This is a genomic window from Pseudoclavibacter sp. RFBB5, from assembly GCF_002931555.1.
GTDB lineage: Bacteria > Actinomycetota > Actinomycetes > Actinomycetales > Microbacteriaceae > Pseudoclavibacter.
On record NZ_PSTZ01000007.1, the window covers coordinates 1,050,690 to 1,067,017 of the forward strand.

Sequence of the window (16,328 nt, forward strand, 5' to 3'; positions counted from 1 at the left end):
GAGCTCTCGTCGTCTGGCTCCTCGCTGACGCAGGCCTCAGGCCTCGGGCTGCCAGGCCTCCGCGAGGCGCACGTAGTCGTCGATGCCGACCGTCTCACCGCGGGCCGTCGGGTCGATCCCCGATGCCTCCAGGACGAGGGAGGTCGCCGCTGCGTTCTCGCCGAGCAGCGGGGAGAGCGCCTGTCGCAGCATCTTGCGCCGCTGCCCGAAGGCGGCGTCGACGATGCGGAACACCTTGCGGCGCAGCTCCTCGGAGCCGCGCGGTGTGTCACGCTCCGTGTAGGAGATGAGGATGGAGTCGACGTTCGGCACAGGCCAGAACACCTTGCGACCCACGAGGCCGGCGCTCGTCCAGGAGCCATACCAGGCGGCCTTCACGCTCGGCGATCCGTAGACCTTCGAGCCGGGGCCCGCGACGATGCGCTCCCCCACCTCGGCCTGCACCATGACAACGCCGCGTTCGAGCGACGGCAGCCGCTCGAGGAGGTGCAGCAGCACGGGCACGGACACGTTGTACGGCAGGTTCGCGACAAGCGCGACCGGTTCGCCCGGCACATCCTGCACCTGGAGGGCGTCGGAGACGATCACGTCGAGCTGCGCGCCGGGCGCGTGATCGGCGACCGTCTGCGGCAGGCGGGCGGCGAGGCGCTCGTCGATCTCGATGGCGGTGACGCTCGCGCCCGTCTCGAGCAGGCCGAGCGTCAGCGATCCGAGGCCCGGCCCGACCTCGAGGATGTGCTCGCCGGAGCGGACCTTCGCGGTCTGCACGATGCGCCGCACCGTGCCTGGGTCGTGCACGAAGTTCTGCCCGAGCTTCTTCGTGGGGGTCACGTCAAGCTCGGCCGCGAGCTCGCGGATCTCGTTGGCGCCAAGCAGGCTCACGCTCATGCGGAATCTCTCTGAGTGGATGCGGCGGCGGGTGCGGCGCCCGACAGGTTCCAGCTGCCGTAGACAGCCTCGGTGTTCGCGCTGATCTGCGCGCTGAGCTCGTCGACCGGCACGTCGAGGTGCTCGGCCATCGCGCGCAGCGTCACGGGGATGAGGTAGGGCGCGTTCGGGCGTCCGCGGAACGGGACGGGGGTGAGGAATGGCGCGTCGGTCTCCACGAGGATGCGGTCGAGGGGCGTCACCGTGAGCGCCTCCCGCAGCGAGGCCGCGTTCTTGAACGTCACCGTCCCGGCGAACGAGAGGTACCAGCCCTCGTCGGCCGCGATGCGGGCCATGTCGGCGTCTCCGGAGAAGCAGTGGAAGACCGTGCGCTCCGGGGCACCGACGCGCTTGAGCGTCGAGATGACGTCGTCGTGCGCGTCCCGGTCGTGGATCTGCATGGCGATGCCGTGCCGCTTCGCGAGCTCGATGTGGCGCTCGAACGCGCCGACCTGCAGCAGCTGGTCAGCTTTCTCCGGCGTGCGGAAGTAGTCGAGCCCCGTCTCGCCGATGGCGCGCACGCGCGGCTCGGCCGCGAGGCGGTCGATTTCGGCGATCGCCTCGTCGAGGGTGCCGGCGGCGGCGAGCTCGGGCACCACGTTCGGGTGCAGGGCCACCGCGGCGAGCACTCGCTCGTTCGTCGCGGCGATGCGGGCCGACCACCGGCTCGAGGGCACGTCGTTCCCGACCTGGACGACGCCCTTCACTCCCGCAGCGACGGCGGCGTCGAGGTGCTCGTCGAGCGACAGGCGCTCGTCCTCCTCGCCGTCCTCGATCTCGAGGTGGGTGTGGTTGTCGTAGCAGGGCACATCCAGCGCGTCGGGGTACGGCGGGTAGGCGAGGATGCGCGTGTGCCCCGACTCGCTCGTCGCCGAGCGGCGGCGCAGCTTCTCGGCCGACCGCTCCGCCTCGCCCTGCTGGGCTTCGCCCTGCTGAGACTCGGGCACCGTCAGCGCTGGACTTCCTGCTCGATGCGCGGGAAGAGCGGCGGCAGCTCGCTCAGCGGGCGCGAGCCGACCAGCGCGTAGGCGTTGGCGATGCGGGTAGCGGCGAGTTCGCCGTCTCCGCCGATCGCGGACCACAGCTTCTCGGCGGCGATCGGGATGAACGGGTTGAGGAGCACGGCGAGGTGGCCGAGACAGCGGGTCGTCACCTCGAGCACCGCGGCGAGGCGAGCGCGCCCCTCGTCGCCCTGCTTCGAGAGCGCCCACGGCTCCTGCTCCGTGATGTAGCCGTTGAGCGCATCCACGAGCCGCCAGATGTGCGCGAGCGCACCATCGATGTCGAAGGCGAGCATCGCCTCGTCGGCCTTCACCGCGACGTCGGTCGCGAGGTCGATGATGACCTGCTCGGAGTCGAGCAGCGTCGACTGCTCCGGCACGACCCCGTTGAAGTACTTGTTGACCATGGCGATGACGCGGGAGGCCAGGTTGCCGAAGCCGTTCGCGAGCTCGGACTGGTAGCGGGCCGACAGGTCCTCCCACGAGAACGAGCCGTCCTGGCCGAAGTGGATGGCGCGCAGGAAGTAGTAGCGGAACGCGTCGGAGCCGAAGACGTCGGTGATCTCGGTCGGCGCGATGCCCGTGAGCTTCGACTTCGACATCTTCTCGCCGCCGACGAGCAGCCAGCCGTGCGCGAAGATGCCGGCAGGAACCTGGAGTCCGGCGGCCATGAGCATGGCGGGCCAGATGACGGCGTGGAAGCGGAGGATGTCCTTGCCCACCACGTGGTGCGCGGGCCAGAGCTTCTCGAGCTCCGACTCGTCGTCACCGTAGCCGATGGCGGTGATGTAGTTGAGCAGCGCGTCGAACCACACGTAGACGACGTGCGACTCGTCCCACGGCACCTTCACGCCCCAGTCGAACGTGGTGCGGGAGATCGAGAGGTCGCGGAGGCCCGAGCGCACGAACGAGATGACCTCGTTGCGCGCCGACGAGGGCTGGATGAACTCGGGGTTCTCCTCGTAGAGCGCGAGCAGGCGCTCCTGGAAGTCGCTGAGCTTGAAGAAGTAGTTCTGCTCCTGCAGCAGCTCGAGCGGCTTCGAGTGGATGGCGCAGACCTTCTCGCCCTCGTACTGGCCGGTGCCGGCGACGATCTCCGACTCGGGCTTGAACTCCTCGCAGCCGACGCAGTAGAGCGCCTCGAACTCGGCGTCGTAGATGAAGCCGGCGTCGTTGAGCTTCTGCAGGAAGCGCTGCACGCGCGTCTCGTGACGCTCGTCGGTCGTGCGGATGAAGTCGTCGTTCGAGATGTTCAGGGTCTCGAGCATGGGCTTCCACGCCTCGCTGACGAGCTTGTCGGCCCACGCCTGCGGCGTGACGTTGTTCGCGAGCGCCGAGCGCATGATCTTCTGGCCGTGCTCGTCGGTTCCCGTGAGCAGCCATGTCGTGTCACCGCGCTGGCGGTGCCACCTGGCGAGCGCGTCGACGGCGACCTCCGTGTACGCGTGACCGATGTGGGGAACGTCGTTGACGTAGAAGATCGGTGTCGTGATGTAGAACGATTCGCCGGAAGCCATGGAGATCATCCTATTGTCGGCTGGGCCCTGTTACGACGCGAGGTGCCCCTGGTAGAGGTCGCGCTTGCTCATGCCCGTCTCCGTGGCGACCTGCGCGGCCGCCTCCTTGAGGCGCATCCCGCCTGCCACGAGGTCGGCGACCATCGCCTGCGCGCCGGCGGCGTCGACGACCGCGGGTGCCGCCCCCTCGACGACGATCACGATCTCGCCGCGCACGCCCTCCTCGGCCCAGGGCACGAGCTCGGCCGCCGTGCCGCGCTTGACTTCCTCATAGAGCTTCGTCAGCTCGCGGCACACCGCGATGCGGCGGTCGGCCGGCCAGATCGCGGCCATGTCGGCGAGCGTCCTCGCCAGGCGGTGCGGCGACTCGAACAGCACGACCGTGCGCGGCTCGTTCGCGAGGGATCGGAGGAACGTCTCCCGCTCCCCCGCCTTGCGCGGCAGGAAGCCGTCGAACGTGAAGCGGTCGGTGGGCAGCCCCGAGATCGCGAGCGCCGTGATGACGGCGCTCGGGCCGGGCACACTGGTGACGGTCACCCCCTCCTTCGCCGCGAGCGCGACGATCGGGTACCCGGGGTCGGAGATGCCCGGCATCCCGGCGTCGCTCACGAGCACGACGTCGGAGTCGCGCGCCTGCTCGACGATCGTCTTGGCCAGCTCGTCCTCGTTGTGCTCGTGCAGGGCGACGAGCCTCGGTCGGTTCTCGACCCCGAGCATCCCGAGCAGCTTCGCCGTCGACCTGGTGTCCTCGCACGCCACGAGGGAGGCGTTCTTGAACGTGTCGATGAGACGCGCCGAAGCGTCACCGAGGTTCCCGATGGGGGTGCCCGCGAGGATGATCATGGCTGCGATCCTCCCACGCGCTGGGCGCATGGCCCCCTACGATTGCTTGCGTGAGCGAGCAAGCAGAGACCGGAACCCCAGACGAGGCGGCCACGTCCCCCGCGGCGGCTGCCCCCGCGACGGCTCAGGTCGAGGCTCCGGCGGCCGACTCCGCTTCGCCTGCGACGGATCCTGCCCCGAGGGCCCAGGTCGAGCGAGGCTCGGTCTTCGACGACCTCTGGGCCCGCGTCACCAGCACGCCGCGACTCCGCGTGCGCACCGAGTGGATCCTCCTCGGCGTCGTCACGCTGCTCGCCGCCGTCCTGCGGTTCTGGAACCTGGGCGGCGCGCACTACCTGATCTTCGACGAGACGTTCTACGTGAAGGACGCGTGGACGCTCCTCAACCTCGGCTACGAGGCAGAGTGGCCTGACAACCCGAACGACGCGTTCAACGCGGGCGACCCGAACGGCTACACGACCGACCCGTCGTACGTCGTGCATCCGCCGCTCGGCAAGTACATCATCGGGCTCGGGATGCTCGTCTTCGGCGCTGACAACCCCTTCGGGTGGCGCTTCGGCGTGGCCCTCGTCGGCACCCTCGCCGTGCCGCTCCTGTGGGTCATCGCGAAGAAGCTGTTCCGCTCGCCCGTGCTCGCCACCATCGGCGCCGGCATGCTGGCCATCGACGGGCACGCGATCGTCATGTCGCGGGTGGGGATCCTCGATGGCATCCTCATGTTCTTCGTCCTGCTGGCCTTCCTGTTCGTGCTGCTCGACCGCGACGACCAGCGGCGCAAGCTGCGCTCCAAGATCATGGCGTGGCGCGCCGAGGAGGGACTCGACGGCGAGCCCGTGCCCACGAAGGCCACGACCACCTCGCGCGCCCCGGATGTGAAGCCCGTCGGCCCCGACTGGGGGCCGCGCCTGTGGTGGCGCCCCTGGCTCATGGCCGCCGCCGTCACCCTCGGCGCCGCCTCCGCCGTCAAGTGGTCGGGCCTCTACTTCCTCGCCGCGTTCTGCGTCTACACGCTCGTCGTCGACATGATCGAGCGCAAGCGACTCGGCGTGACGTTCTGGGGGTCGGCCGCGATCCTCCTGCAGGGCCCCGTTTCGTTCATCCTGACCGTGCCCCTTGCCGTGCTCACCTACCTCGCCACGTGGACCCGCTGGCTCACGACGACCGGTGGCTTCTACCGCGACTGGGCCGAGCAGGCAGGCAACGCGTGGACGGGGCTCCTGTCCTGGGTGCCGCTCCCCCTGCAGAGCCTCTGGCACTACCAGGTGGAGGCCTACAACTTCCACCGCGGGCTGAGCGCCGAGCACCCGTACCAGTCGGGGCCGCAGGAGTGGCCGTTCCTCATCCGCCCGACCGCGTTCAGCTACATCTACAGCGGCAAGGGCGACGGCTCAGGCTGCGACGTCGACCAGTGCGTCGAGGCGATCACGTCGATCTCGAACCCGATCATCTTCTGGTTCGGCACGGTGTCGATCCTGTTCCTGATCATCATGTGCTTCCTGCGGCCGAAGTGGCAGTACTTCGCGATCCTCGTCGGGTACGGCGCCGGCTACTTCCCGTGGCTCGCCTACCTCGAGCGCCAGGCCGTCTTCCACTTCTACGCGATCGCGTTCCTGCCGTTCATGATCCTCGCGTCGCTCGTGGTGGTCCAGACGATCGCCGGCGACCGAGAGACGCCGCGCACGTCTCGGACGATCGGCGTCTCCGCCGTCGGGGTGCTGCTCGTGATCATGGCGCTCGTCTCAGTGCTGTTCTGGCCCGTGTGGACCGGGCAGATGATCTCGACCTCCTACTGGTCGCTCACGCACTGGCTCCCCAGCTGGCGGTAGCCGCGGCTCAGGCCCTGCGGCCGCGCGTGCCCCGCATCCGTCACCCGCTTGCACTCCTCGCCCCCAGCTAGGTCACTTCCGCCCCGCCACGACGTCCGACTTGGGCTCGAACTGACCTCTTCACGCGGTGCAGCTGCGTCCGGGAAAGGGACTGGATGCGTCAAGCTGTGGAGAACTTCAGCGCGACGTCCACGACGTGCGTAGGTTCCCGGCATGGCCGATCGCAGACCGATTCCAGACGAGCTGCGGGGACGAGCGTTCGGGATCGCTGAGGGGAACGCAGCCGGACTCAGCACGAAAGCGCTCGCGCGGCAGAGCCTCGTTCGGCCGTATCGCGGTGTGCGAGCGACAGAGCCGGCGCATGACAGCAGGGAGCAGGTCCTCCGCTTCGGGCCGCGACTTCGGGATGGCCAGGCACTGAGTGCCCGCTCCGCACTGCTCGTCTACGGGCTACCGCTTCCCAGACGCCATCGCTCCGCGATCGTGGATGTGCTGGTCAGGCAGTCGGCGTCACGACCACGGGCGGAGGGTGTTCTCGCGCGGCGCATACGAGATGACCTCTGGGCGGCGGACCGAATCGAGGGGGTCCAGGTGGTCACCCTCCCGCTGCTCTTCGCCCTCCTCGCGGGTTCGTTCAGCGAGACAGAGCTGATCACGGTCGGCGACGCGATGATCAGCAGCTTCGACCGCTACCCGGGGCGCATGTCCCCCGGTCCGCTTGTGCGGCTGTCGAGCCTGTTCGACATGGGTGAGCGCTGGGGCAGGCTCCGGGGCGGAGCTGTGCTGCATAGGGCGCTGCCTCGCCTTCGGGAACATGTCGCCTCACCGCCCGAGAGCTGGCTCCGCTGCATCATCGTGGATGCCGGCATCGAGGAGCCCGCAGTCAACGCGGACATCTACGAAGGCGGACGCTTCCTGGCGCGCGGCGACCTGGTGTTTCGAGACCAGCGCGTCGTCGTCGAGTACGAGGGCGAAGGGCATCTGAGCCCTGCGCAATTCCGACGTGACATCACGCGCACCGAGTCGTTGATCGCCGCCGGGTGGCGTGTCATCCGCATCACGCACGCCGACCTGTTCCCGAGCCCCGCGACGTTCCTCGACCGGTTGCGTGCGGCGCTCGCGCGGTGACTCCTGGCCGAGCATGGGTCACTTTCGACCCGGTGTGCGCCCGCTGAAGGGGCGAAAGTGGCCTCTTCAAGTGAGCAGCGGACGCGCGCACCGGGATGAGCTCAGGGGATGAGGCGGTCGGCGCGGTAGCGCTCGAAGAGGTCGGCGAAGGCCTGGTCGGTTCGGCGGAAGCTGAGGAAGCCGGCGTCGCGGCTCTTGCCCATGTCGGTGACGACCTCCATCTCGCGGCCGAGATCGGCGTCGGTGTGCCACCAGGATGCGAGCCGCGAGATGTCGGACTCGACGAGGTCGTGCTCGGCGACGACGGCCGGCCAGTGCTGCTCGAGCTGCGCCATCTGCACCTCGAGCGGGCGCGCCTCGCCCTCGAACCCGACGACCCGCTCCGCCGGGACCCCGAGCAGCTCCGCCAGGCGCGGCCACATCCACCGCCAGCGGAAGATGTCGCCGTTCACGATGTTGAACGCCTCGTTCTGGCCGGCAGGCTCGGTGGACGCCCACACCATCTGCTCGGCGAGGACTCCCGCATCCGTCATGTCGGTGAGGCCGTTCCACTGCGCCTCGCTGCCGGGGAACACGAACGGCACGCCGAGGTGCTTCGTGAGCGCGGCCTGCACGGCGATCGTCAGGCCCATGTTCATGGCGTTGCCGACGGCGTGCCCGATGACGGTGTGCGAGCGGTGCACCGACCAGGTGAAGTGCTGGCGGGCGGCCGCGGCGAACAGCTCGTCCTCCTGCGCGTAGTAGAAGTTCGGGGTGTCGAGCCGATCGGACTCCTCGCGGAACGGGGTGTCCGGCATCTCGCCAGCCGCATACGCCTCGAATGGGCCCAGGTAATGCTTGAGTCCGGTGACCAAGGCCGCGTGCTGCACGGGCGCGTGCGCCAACGCGGCCAGGAGGTCGCGGACCATGGCGCCGTTCACGGCGATGTTCTCCGCCTCCGTCGCCTGGCGCTGCCACGCGGTGAAGAAGACATGCGTCGGGGTCTCGGAAGCCAGCGCCGCATTGAGGCTCACAGGGTCGCGCAGGTCGGCGGCGATGCCCCGCACCCTGTCGGTGCTCGCGGCGCTGCGCGAGAGCGCGAGCACCTCCCAGCCGTCCTCGGTCAGGCGATCCACGAGGGCCGAGCCGGTGATCCCGGAGGCTCCCACGACGAGCGCGGTCTTCTGCGTTTCGGTGGTGTCGTTCGAGTTCGAGGTCATCAGGGGTGCAACGAGGCGGCGAAGGACGATATTCCAGGGTGCCCAACTCGTCGTGAGCGGACCGATCACCGCATGTCGGTTAGCCCCGCACCTCCGAGACCTGGCGAAGCACCTTCGAGTCGAGGGCCGCGAGCGCGACGACCTTGTACCCCTCCGACTCGAAGAAGATCGTCGCACGGTCCTCCTCCACGCTGACGACCGTGCCCGGTCCCCATTCGCGGTGCTCGACGAGTTCGTCGACGGACAGCGGCGCGTCAGGAGCGCTCTCGACGCCCGAGCCCGCGTCGCGGGGGCCGCCGGCGCCCGCAGCGTCCGAAGCGACTCCGGCATCTCCCGCGGCCTCGCGCCGCTCGCAGCCGTCGCAGTTACCGCACCACTCCGGCCCGTCGACCCCGAAGTAGTCGAGCAGCACCCGGCGGCGGCACTGCGACTCCTCCGCGTAGGCGCGCATCATCGAGAGGCGCGATTCGGCGATGCGCCCCCTGGCGGCGACCGCATCCTTGACGGCCCGCACGACAACATCCGCTCGGGTCGTGCGCAGCGGTTGCACTCCGTCGGCCGTATCGACGAGCTCCGCGTCCACCAGCTGGTTGAGGAGCCTCGAGACGGTTCTGGCGGGCCGATCGACGGCCTCGGCGAGCTCTCGAACGCTGGCGCCCGGCTTGCGCTTGATGGCGCGCCAGAGGTCCTGCAGCGCGGCCTTGTCGACCGAGCGCTTCGCGAAGAAGCGCCGCAGCGCGAGGTCCTCGACGCGGTAGTGCAGCACGGCCGTCGCCGGCTCGCCGTCGCGGCCCGCGCGCCCCACCTCCTGGTAGTAGGCGTCGAGCGACTCCGTCGTCGCGGCGTGCAGCACGAAGCGAACGTCACCCCGGTCGATGCCCATGCCGAACGCGGAGGTCGCGACGACCACGTCGAGCTCGCCGTCGCGCCACCGATCCTGGACCGCTCGGCGCTCGGCGACCTTGAGCCCTGCGTGGTAGGCGGCGACATGGCGGCCTTCCGCGGTGAGCTCCGCCGCGTATTCCTCGGTCTCCCGGCGCGAGGCCACGTAGATGAGGCCGGGGGCGGTCCAGCTGCGCGCCTCCAGGATGACGGCGGCCCGCTTGTCGTCGTCGCTCTCGTGGCGTTGCACCACGAGACGGATCTCCGGGCGGTCGACGCCGTGCACCTGCACGTCCGGGTCCTGCATCCGCAGCCGCTCGACGATCTCCGCCCTCACGGGCTTCGAGGCCGTCGCGGTCATCGCGAGCACCGGCGGGTCGCCGAGTGCTGAGCGCACGTCGCCGAGCCGCAGGTAGTCGGGCCGGAAATCGTGCCCCCAGGAGGAGACGCAGTGCGCCTCGTCCACGACGAGCAGCGACACGTCCTGCGCCGCGAGCCGGGCGACGTTGTCCTCGTCCGCGAGCTGCTCGGGCGCGAGGAGCACGTAGAGCGATCCGCCCTCATCGATGCGCTCCCAAGCGCGAGCCACGGCGGCAGCACCCCGCGAGGAGTTGATGGCGACGACGTCCGGGGCATCCGGGGCGGCCTCGATCGACGCGCGCTGGTCCGCCTGCAGGGCGATGAGCGGCGAGACCACGACGACGATGCCGCCGCGCGCAGCGCCCGCGACCTGGTAGACCGCGGACTTCCCACCACCGGTCGCGAGCACGAGCAGCGTGTCGCGTCCTGCGGCCGCCGAGCGGATCGCGTCGCTCTGGCCGGGGAGGAATGACTCCCACCCGAACCGCTCCCGCGCGATGCGCTCGATGGTGTCGTGAGCAGGTGCGGGGGAACTCATGCTCTCGACGGTATCGACGACGAACTCGGTGGCGACGTCGCTTGACAGGCCCCCCTGCTTCGTGCCGCCCCGACTCGCTGGAGCCACCCCAGAGCTGCCGGTTCCTGCCGCCAGGAGCCAGCATTCCCCGTGTGGATGCGGCGCACGCGAGACGGCCGGCGTCCCCTGAGGGAGCGCCGGCCGTCTTGTTGCCTGCTGGAGGCTAGTTCACCTCGTTGGGGTGCGCCGCGACGCGACCCTCTTCACCGCGCTCGAGCGCCGTGATGGCGTCGTACTCGGCGCCGGACAGCTCGAAGTCGAAGACCTGAGCGTTCTCGACCATGCGCTCACGCGACGTGGTCTTCGGGAACACGATGTTGCCCTTCTGGATGTGCCAGCGGATGACGACCTGTGCGGGCGTCTTGCCGTGTGCATCCGCTGCGGCCTTGACCGGCTCGAGCTCGAAGAGCGGGTACTTGGCCTGGCCGAGCGGGCCCCACGCCTCGGTTTTGATGTCCTCGGCCTGCAGGTAGGCGTCGAGCTCCGGCTGCTGGAAGATCGGGTGCTGCTCGATCTGGTTGACGACCGGCTTCACGCCCGTTGCGGAGATGATGTCGCGCAGGTGCGACTCGAAGAAGTTGCACACGCCGATCGACGTGGTGAGACCGGCCTGCTGCAGCTCGACGAGCGCCTCCCAGCTCTCGACGTACTTCTTCTGCTTCGGCGTCGGCCAGTGGATGAGGTAGAGGTCGGCCTTCTCGAGGCCGAGGCGCTCGAGGCTCGCGTCGATCGCGGCGCGGGGCGTGTCGCGTCCCTGCTCGTCGTTCCAGAGCTTCGTGGTGATGTAGAGCTCTTCGCGCGGAATGCCCGACTTCGCGATGGCGCGGCCCACGCCCTCCTCGTTGCCGTAGATCTTCGCGGTGTCGATGTGGCGGTACCCGACCTCGAGGGCGTCGGAGACGATGCGCTCGGTCTCCGCCGGGTCGACCTTGAAGACGCCGAAGCCGAGCTGGGGGATGCTGGTGCCGTCGTTGAGGGATACGTTTGGGATCTGCAATGCGGTCATTCCACAGTTTTACCAAGCGTGTGCAACTAAAGCGAGTTGGCGAGCGACGCTGGAAGCGAACGAGCGCGGATCGCGACCGCTGAGTGGCCGGTGCGGGCCACATTCGCAAGCCACCTGGCAATAGACTGAACTGCTCATGACTACGACGCCCCTCGAGATCTCCTACCCGCCGGAGCTGCCCGTCAGCCAGATGCGGGACGAGATCCGCGACGCCATCGCCGCCAACCAGGTGGTCATCGTCGCGGGCGAGACCGGCTCGGGCAAGACGACGCAGCTGCCGAAGATCTGCCTCGAGCTCGGGCGCACCATGATCGGGCACACGCAGCCGCGACGCATCGCGGCGCGCACGATCGCCGAGCGCATCGCCGATGAGCTCGGCGGCGACATCGGCGGGCTCGTCGGCTACCAGGTCCGCTTCACCGACGAGGTGTCGGCCGAGACGCGCGTCAAGCTCATGACCGACGGCATCCTCCTCAACGAGATCCACCGCGATCGCCTGCTTCGCAAGTACGACACGATCATCATCGACGAGGCGCACGAGCGCAGCCTCAACATCGACTTCCTCCTCGGCTACCTGAAGACGCTCCTCCCGAAGCGACCAGACCTGAAGGTCATCATCACGTCGGCGACGATCGACCCGGAGTCGTTCTCGAAGCACTTCAACGACGCCCCCATGATCGAGGTCTCGGGCCGCACCTTCCCCGTCGACGTGCGCTACCGGCCGCTCGTCGCGGACGCGCCGCTCCCCGGTGAAGAGGACGAGGACGCGGCCCCGCAGACTCCAGAGCGCGACATGTTCGAGGGCATCGTGGATGCACTCGACGAGCTCGACCGCGACCTGCCGGGTGACGTCCTCGTGTTCCTCTCGGGCGAGCAGGAGATCCGGGATGCGCAGGACGCGATCCGCGCGCACGTCGCGCGCGACCGCCGCCCCGAGTCCACCGAGGTGCTCCCGCTCTTCGGGCGCCTCTCCTCCGCCGAGCAGCACCGCGTGTTCGAGTCCAAGCGCCCACCGGGCGTGCGGCGGCGTGTGGTGCTCGCGACAAACGTCGCCGAGACGAGCCTCACGGTGCCGGGCATCGTGGCCGTCATCGACACGGGCACCGCGCGCATCTCCCGCTACTCGACGCGTGCCAAGGTGCAGCGCCTCCCCATCGAGGCCATCTCGCAGGCCTCCGCCAAGCAGCGCTCCGGCCGCGCCGGCCGCACCTCGGCGGGCGTCGCGATCCGCCTCTACTCCGAGGCGGACTTCGACCGCCGCCCCGAGTTCACCGAGCCCGAGATCCTCCGCACGAACCTCGCGAGCGTGCTCCTGCAGATGCTCGAGCTCGGCCTCGGCGCGCTCTCCGAGTTCCCGTTCCTGCAGCCGCCGGACGCGCGCGGCATCAAGGACGGCACCGACCTGCTCAGCGAGCTCGGCGCCGTCGAGCCCGGCAAGGCCAGCCAGGGGAAGAGCAGCCAGCTGCGCCTCACGAAGATCGGCCGTAGCCTCGCCCGCCTGCCCATCGACCCCCGCTTCGGGCGCATGGTCATCGAGTCGAAGCAGCACGACGTGAGCCGTGAGGTGCTCATCATCGTGGCCGGCATGACGGTGCAGGACATCCGCGAGCGGCCGCTCGACCACCGGCAGAAGGCCGACGAGCTGCACGCCCGTTTCCGCGATCCGTCCAGCGACTTCCTCACGCTCGTGAACCTCTGGAACTATCTCGAGGAGCAGAGCCACGAGCTCGGCTCGAGCGCGTTCCGGCGCAAGTGCCGCGACGAGTTCATCAACTTCGTCCGCTTCCGCGAGTGGCAGGACGTCTTCCGGCAGCTGCGTCAGCTCGCCGGCCCCATCGGGCTCAAGGTGCAGCGGCCCGCCGCCGGCCAGGTGCAGGAGCCCGGTGCGCTGGCCGATGCCATCCACCGCTCCATGCTCGCCGGCCTCCTCAGCCACATCGGCATCCGCGACGAGTTGAAGCGCGACTACGCCGGGGCCCGCGGCACGCGCTTCCAGATCTTCCCCGGCTCGGGCCTCGCGAAGGCGAAGAAGCAGCCGGACGTCGTCATGGCCGCCGAGCTCGTCGAGACGAGCCGCCTCTTCGCGCGCACCGTCGCCAAGATCGATCCGGCCTGGGCCGAGGTGCTCGCGGGCGACCTCGCGAAGCGGAACCACTCCGATCCGCACTGGGAGAAGAAGCAGGGCTCCGCCGTCGCGATCGAGCGCGTGACCCTCTACGGCGTGCCCATCGTCCGCGGACGCACGGTGCAGTTCTCGAAGATCGACCCCGCCTGGTCGCGCGACCTGTTCATCCGCCACGCCCTCGTCGAGGGCGACTGGAACGGCCGCCACAGCTTCGACTCGAAGAACCGGGCGCTGCGCAAGAGCCTCGCCGACCTCGAGGAGCGCACCAGGTCGCGCGGCTCGTACTCCGACGACGAGGACGCCGTCTTTGAGTTCTACGACGAACGGCTCCCCCGCGACGTCGTCTCGCAGTCCACGTTCGAGAAGTGGTGGCAGGGCGCGCAGAAGCAGACCCCGCAGCTGCTCACCATGACGAGGGCGGATGTGCTCGGCGAGGATCACGCCGACCCCGACGAACAAGGTGCCGGGTTCCCGACCGAGTGGAAGCAGGGCGACCAGCGGCTGCGCCTCAGGTACCGCTTCGACCCGGGCGCACCCGACGACGGCGTGACCGTCAACGTCCCGCTGCCCCTCCTGTCCCGACTCGACGACCGCGGCTTCGACTGGCAGGTGCCCGGCATGCGCCGCGAGCTCGTCATCGCGCTGCTCAAGTCGCTGCCGAAGGCGACCCGTCGAAACTTCGTGCCCTCCGCCGACTGGGCCGACAAGCTGCTCGGCGAGCTCGGCGAGGCGAGGCCCGACCTCGGCCAGGAGGTTCCTGGCGACTTCGACGACACGCTCCGGCAGATCATGCAGCGACAGGCGGGCATCCGCTTCGACGTCTCCGAGTTCGACTGGAGCCGTGTGCCGTCGCACCTGCGCGTGCGCTTCCGGGTGCTCGACGACCGCGGCCGCGAACTCGGCACGGGCGAAGACCTCAAGACGCTGCAGGACAAGCTCAAGAAGGCGTCGGAGGCGTCGGTGCTGCGCGCCACGCAACAGGTCGCCGCACCGGCTCGACCAGGGAACGGCGTGCGCGAGGCCGGCTCGGTGCCCGCGCAGAGCGCGTCGACGGCGGAGCTCCGCTACGACCAGCACGGGCTCACCGAGTGGCCGCTCGACGAGATCCCAGAGCTCATCGACATCAAGCGCAAGCACGGCGTCATCCGCGCGTACCCGTCGCTGGCCGTCGTCAAGGGCAGCATCGACCTGCGCCTCGTGACGACCCCAGAAGACCAGGCGCGCGAGCATCCGGTCGGCGTCGCCGCGCTCCTCGCCGCATCGGTGCCCTCCCCCGCGAGCTACGTGCAGGAGCACCTGACGGCGAAGGAGAAGCTCGCCCTCGCGACGAGCCCGTACCACTCGACACCGGCGCTCTTCAACGACATCGTCGCCGCGCTCGCCCAGGATGCGGTTGCCGCGTACTCCGTGGAGCACGGCGGGCCCGTGCGCACGCGTGCGGCCTTCGACGAGCTGCGCGAAGCCTTCAACGCGACGCTCGTCGACCGCATGTTCGCGCAGACGAAGCTCGTCTCCGAGGTGCTCGACCGCTTCCGCGAAGCCAACAAGGCGCTCAAGTCGGCCAACCACATCTCGGTGCTGCCATCGCTCGCCGACGCCAGGTCGCAGCTCCAGGCGCTTGTGTACCCGGGGTTCGTGTCGAAGACGGGCGTCGCGCGCCTCGCGCACCTGCCCCGCTACCTGCGCGCGCTCACGTACCGCCTCGAGCGGGTGCTCAGCCACTCGAGCATCGAGCGCGCTGGGCTCATGCAGGTCGAGCAGGCCACGGCGCTGTACACGGAGGCCGGGGGCACGTTCCCCGTCGCGCGCACTGCGCCCGCGTCCGTCGTGCAGGCCAGGTGGATGCTCGAGGAGTTCCGCGTGAGCCTCTTCGCGCAGCAGCTCGGCACGGCCGAGACCGTCTCGCTCAAGCGCATCCGCCAGGCCCTCGCGGAGAAGTAGCGCCCCGCAACGCAGATCGCTGCCTGAGAACCCAACCCCTCGAGCGAACGAGAGGGTGGCCTCACAGGCAGCGATGACGCGCCTGAGGGTTAGACCGCCGTGTAGCCGCCGTCGACGAGCACGTAGGAGCCCGTCATGAAGCTCGCCTTGTCGGAGAGCAGGAACGTGGCGAGGTTTGCAACCTCCTGGGGCTGGCCGAGGCGGCCAAGGGGATGCTTCGCCTCGAGCGCCGCGAAACCGGCCGCGTCCAGGTGCTGCTCAAGCAGCGGGGTGCGGATGTACGCGGGCCCGACCGCGTTGATGCGCAGACCCTGCGGACCGTACTCCGCCGCCGCGTTCTTGGTGAGGCCGACGACGCCGTGCTTCGCCGCGGTGTACGCGCCGCTGCCGATCGCAGCCACGGTGCCATGGATCGACGCCATGTTGACGATCGCGCCCTCGCCGGCACCTGCGTCGAGGATCGCTGGGATCTGCGCCCGCAGGCCGTAGAGCACGCCGTTCAGGTTGATGTTGATGACGCGATTCCAGTCGTCGACCTCGACCTCGGCCGCCGGAGCAGCCTTGCCGCCGATGCCGGCGTTGTTCACGGCGTAGTTGAGCTTGCCATAGGTCGCGACGGCGTGCTCGACGGTGCGGACGCTGTCCTCGGCGATGGCCGTGTTCGCTTCGAACGGCGACGCCGTGCCGCCAGCTGCCTCGATCTCGCCGACGACGCGCTTCGCGCCCTCGAGGTTGATGTCGGAGACGACGACCTTGACGCCGTTCGCTGCGAGGTCCTTGGCGATCGCCTCGCCGATCCCGGAACCGCCGCCGGTCACGATCGCGACTTTGTCCTGAAATGCCATCTGCTGATTCCTTCCGAGGCTGGGCCGGTGGGATCCGGCCGTCGCTTCGAGTGTCCTCCCGCGCAGCCGCAGATGGCTGTGTCTCGGGTCAGCGAAGAGGCGTACGATCCGAGTGAGCTGTATCCGTGCACGCGAGCTCGGTGATGAGTCG

General features: G+C 69.4%; 11 protein-coding genes. 3 read left to right on the forward strand and 8 right to left on the reverse strand.

Annotated features, from left to right (window positions below):
• Window positions 1–36: 36 nt before the first annotated feature.
• The 4 genes from rsmA to rsmI form a co-directional block, all read right to left on the reverse strand.
• Window positions 37–888 (reverse strand): 16S rRNA (adenine(1518)-N(6)/adenine(1519)-N(6))-dimethyltransferase RsmA, encoded by an 852-nt coding sequence (gene rsmA / locus C5B97_RS12895; protein WP_104312394.1) that lies wholly within the window; start codon window positions 886–888, stop codon window positions 37–39.
• Window positions 885–1,814, reverse strand: coding sequence for a TatD family hydrolase (locus tag C5B97_RS12900; protein WP_104312623.1), 930 nt, complete (start codon window positions 1,812–1,814; stop codon window positions 885–887). The genes rsmA and C5B97_RS12900 overlap by 4 nt, the downstream gene beginning before the upstream one ends.
• 62 nt (window positions 1,815–1,876) lie before the next feature.
• A complete protein-coding gene (metG, locus tag C5B97_RS12905; RefSeq protein WP_104312395.1) occupies window positions 1,877–3,445 on the reverse strand; it encodes a methionine--tRNA ligase in 1,569 nt (522 codons plus the stop codon).
• A 30-nt stretch (window positions 3,446–3,475) separates the two neighbouring features.
• Complete coding sequence (gene rsmI / locus C5B97_RS12910; RefSeq protein ID WP_104312396.1) at window positions 3,476–4,288, reverse strand: 16S rRNA (cytidine(1402)-2'-O)-methyltransferase; 813 nt, start codon at window positions 4,286–4,288, stop codon at window positions 3,476–3,478.
• A gap of 50 nt (window positions 4,289–4,338) precedes the next feature.
• On the opposite strand from rsmI, the gene C5B97_RS12915 reads away from it, so the two are divergent.
• Complete coding sequence (locus tag C5B97_RS12915; RefSeq protein WP_104312397.1) at window positions 4,339–6,114, forward strand: dolichyl-phosphate-mannose--protein mannosyltransferase; 1,776 nt, start codon at window positions 4,339–4,341, stop codon at window positions 6,112–6,114.
• Between the two features lie 591 nt (window positions 6,115–6,705).
• Window positions 6,706–7,242, forward strand: a complete 537-nt coding sequence (locus tag C5B97_RS17980) for an endonuclease domain-containing protein (RefSeq protein ID WP_181026999.1) — start codon at window positions 6,706–6,708, stop codon at window positions 7,240–7,242.
• 101 nt (window positions 7,243–7,343) lie between these two features.
• On the opposite strand, the gene C5B97_RS12925 is transcribed toward C5B97_RS17980, so the two are convergent.
• The 3 genes from C5B97_RS12925 to C5B97_RS12935 form a co-directional block, all read right to left on the reverse strand.
• Window positions 7,344–8,441: an SDR family oxidoreductase gene (locus tag C5B97_RS12925; RefSeq protein ID WP_104312399.1), complete on the reverse strand. Its 1,098-nt coding sequence runs from the start codon at window positions 8,439–8,441 to the stop codon at window positions 7,344–7,346.
• 79 nt (window positions 8,442–8,520) lie between these two features.
• Window positions 8,521–10,221, reverse strand: a complete 1,701-nt coding sequence (locus C5B97_RS12930; protein ID WP_104312624.1) for a RecQ family ATP-dependent DNA helicase — start codon at window positions 10,219–10,221, stop codon at window positions 8,521–8,523.
• 202 nt (window positions 10,222–10,423) lie between these two features.
• A complete protein-coding gene (locus tag C5B97_RS12935) occupies window positions 10,424–11,257 on the reverse strand; it encodes an aldo/keto reductase (RefSeq protein WP_219819814.1) in 834 nt (277 codons plus the stop codon).
• A gap of 145 nt (window positions 11,258–11,402) precedes the next feature.
• Between C5B97_RS12935 and hrpA the strand changes: the two genes are divergently transcribed.
• On the forward strand, window positions 11,403–15,332 hold the full coding sequence (gene hrpA, locus C5B97_RS12940) for an ATP-dependent RNA helicase HrpA (protein WP_104312401.1): 3,930 nt from the start codon (window positions 11,403–11,405) through the stop codon (window positions 15,330–15,332).
• Between the two features lie 89 nt (window positions 15,333–15,421).
• Here hrpA and C5B97_RS12945 read toward each other — a convergent pair whose 3' ends face one another.
• Window positions 15,422–16,177 carry an SDR family NAD(P)-dependent oxidoreductase gene (locus tag C5B97_RS12945; RefSeq protein ID WP_104312402.1) on the reverse strand — a complete coding sequence of 252 codons (756 nt, stop codon included), beginning with the start codon at window positions 16,175–16,177 and terminating at the stop codon, window positions 15,422–15,424.
• Window positions 16,178–16,328: the final 151 nt, after the last annotated feature.

What these genes read in the sequence shown, in the direction of transcription:
- rsmA (WP_104312394.1), bottom strand. Translation starts at nt 888, where the DNA reads ATGAGCGTGAGCCTGCTTGGCGCCAACGAGATCCGCGAGCTCGCGGCC.
- metG (WP_104312395.1), bottom strand. Translation starts at nt 3,445, where the DNA reads ATGGCTTCCGGCGAATCGTTCTACATCACGACACCGATCTTCTACGTC.
- rsmI (WP_104312396.1), bottom strand. Translation starts at nt 4,288, where the DNA reads ATGATCATCCTCGCGGGCACCCCCATCGGGAACCTCGGTGACGCTTCG.
- C5B97_RS12925 (WP_104312399.1), bottom strand. Translation starts at nt 8,441, where the DNA reads ATGACCTCGAACTCGAACGACACCACCGAAACGCAGAAGACCGCGCTC.
- C5B97_RS12930 (WP_104312624.1), bottom strand. Translation starts at nt 10,221, where the DNA reads ATGAGTTCCCCCGCACCTGCTCACGACACCATCGAGCGCATCGCGCGG.
- hrpA (WP_104312401.1), top strand. Translation starts at nt 11,403, where the DNA reads ATGACTACGACGCCCCTCGAGATCTCCTACCCGCCGGAGCTGCCCGTC.
- C5B97_RS12945 (WP_104312402.1), bottom strand. Translation starts at nt 16,177, where the DNA reads ATGGCATTTCAGGACAAAGTCGCGATCGTGACCGGCGGCGGTTCCGGG.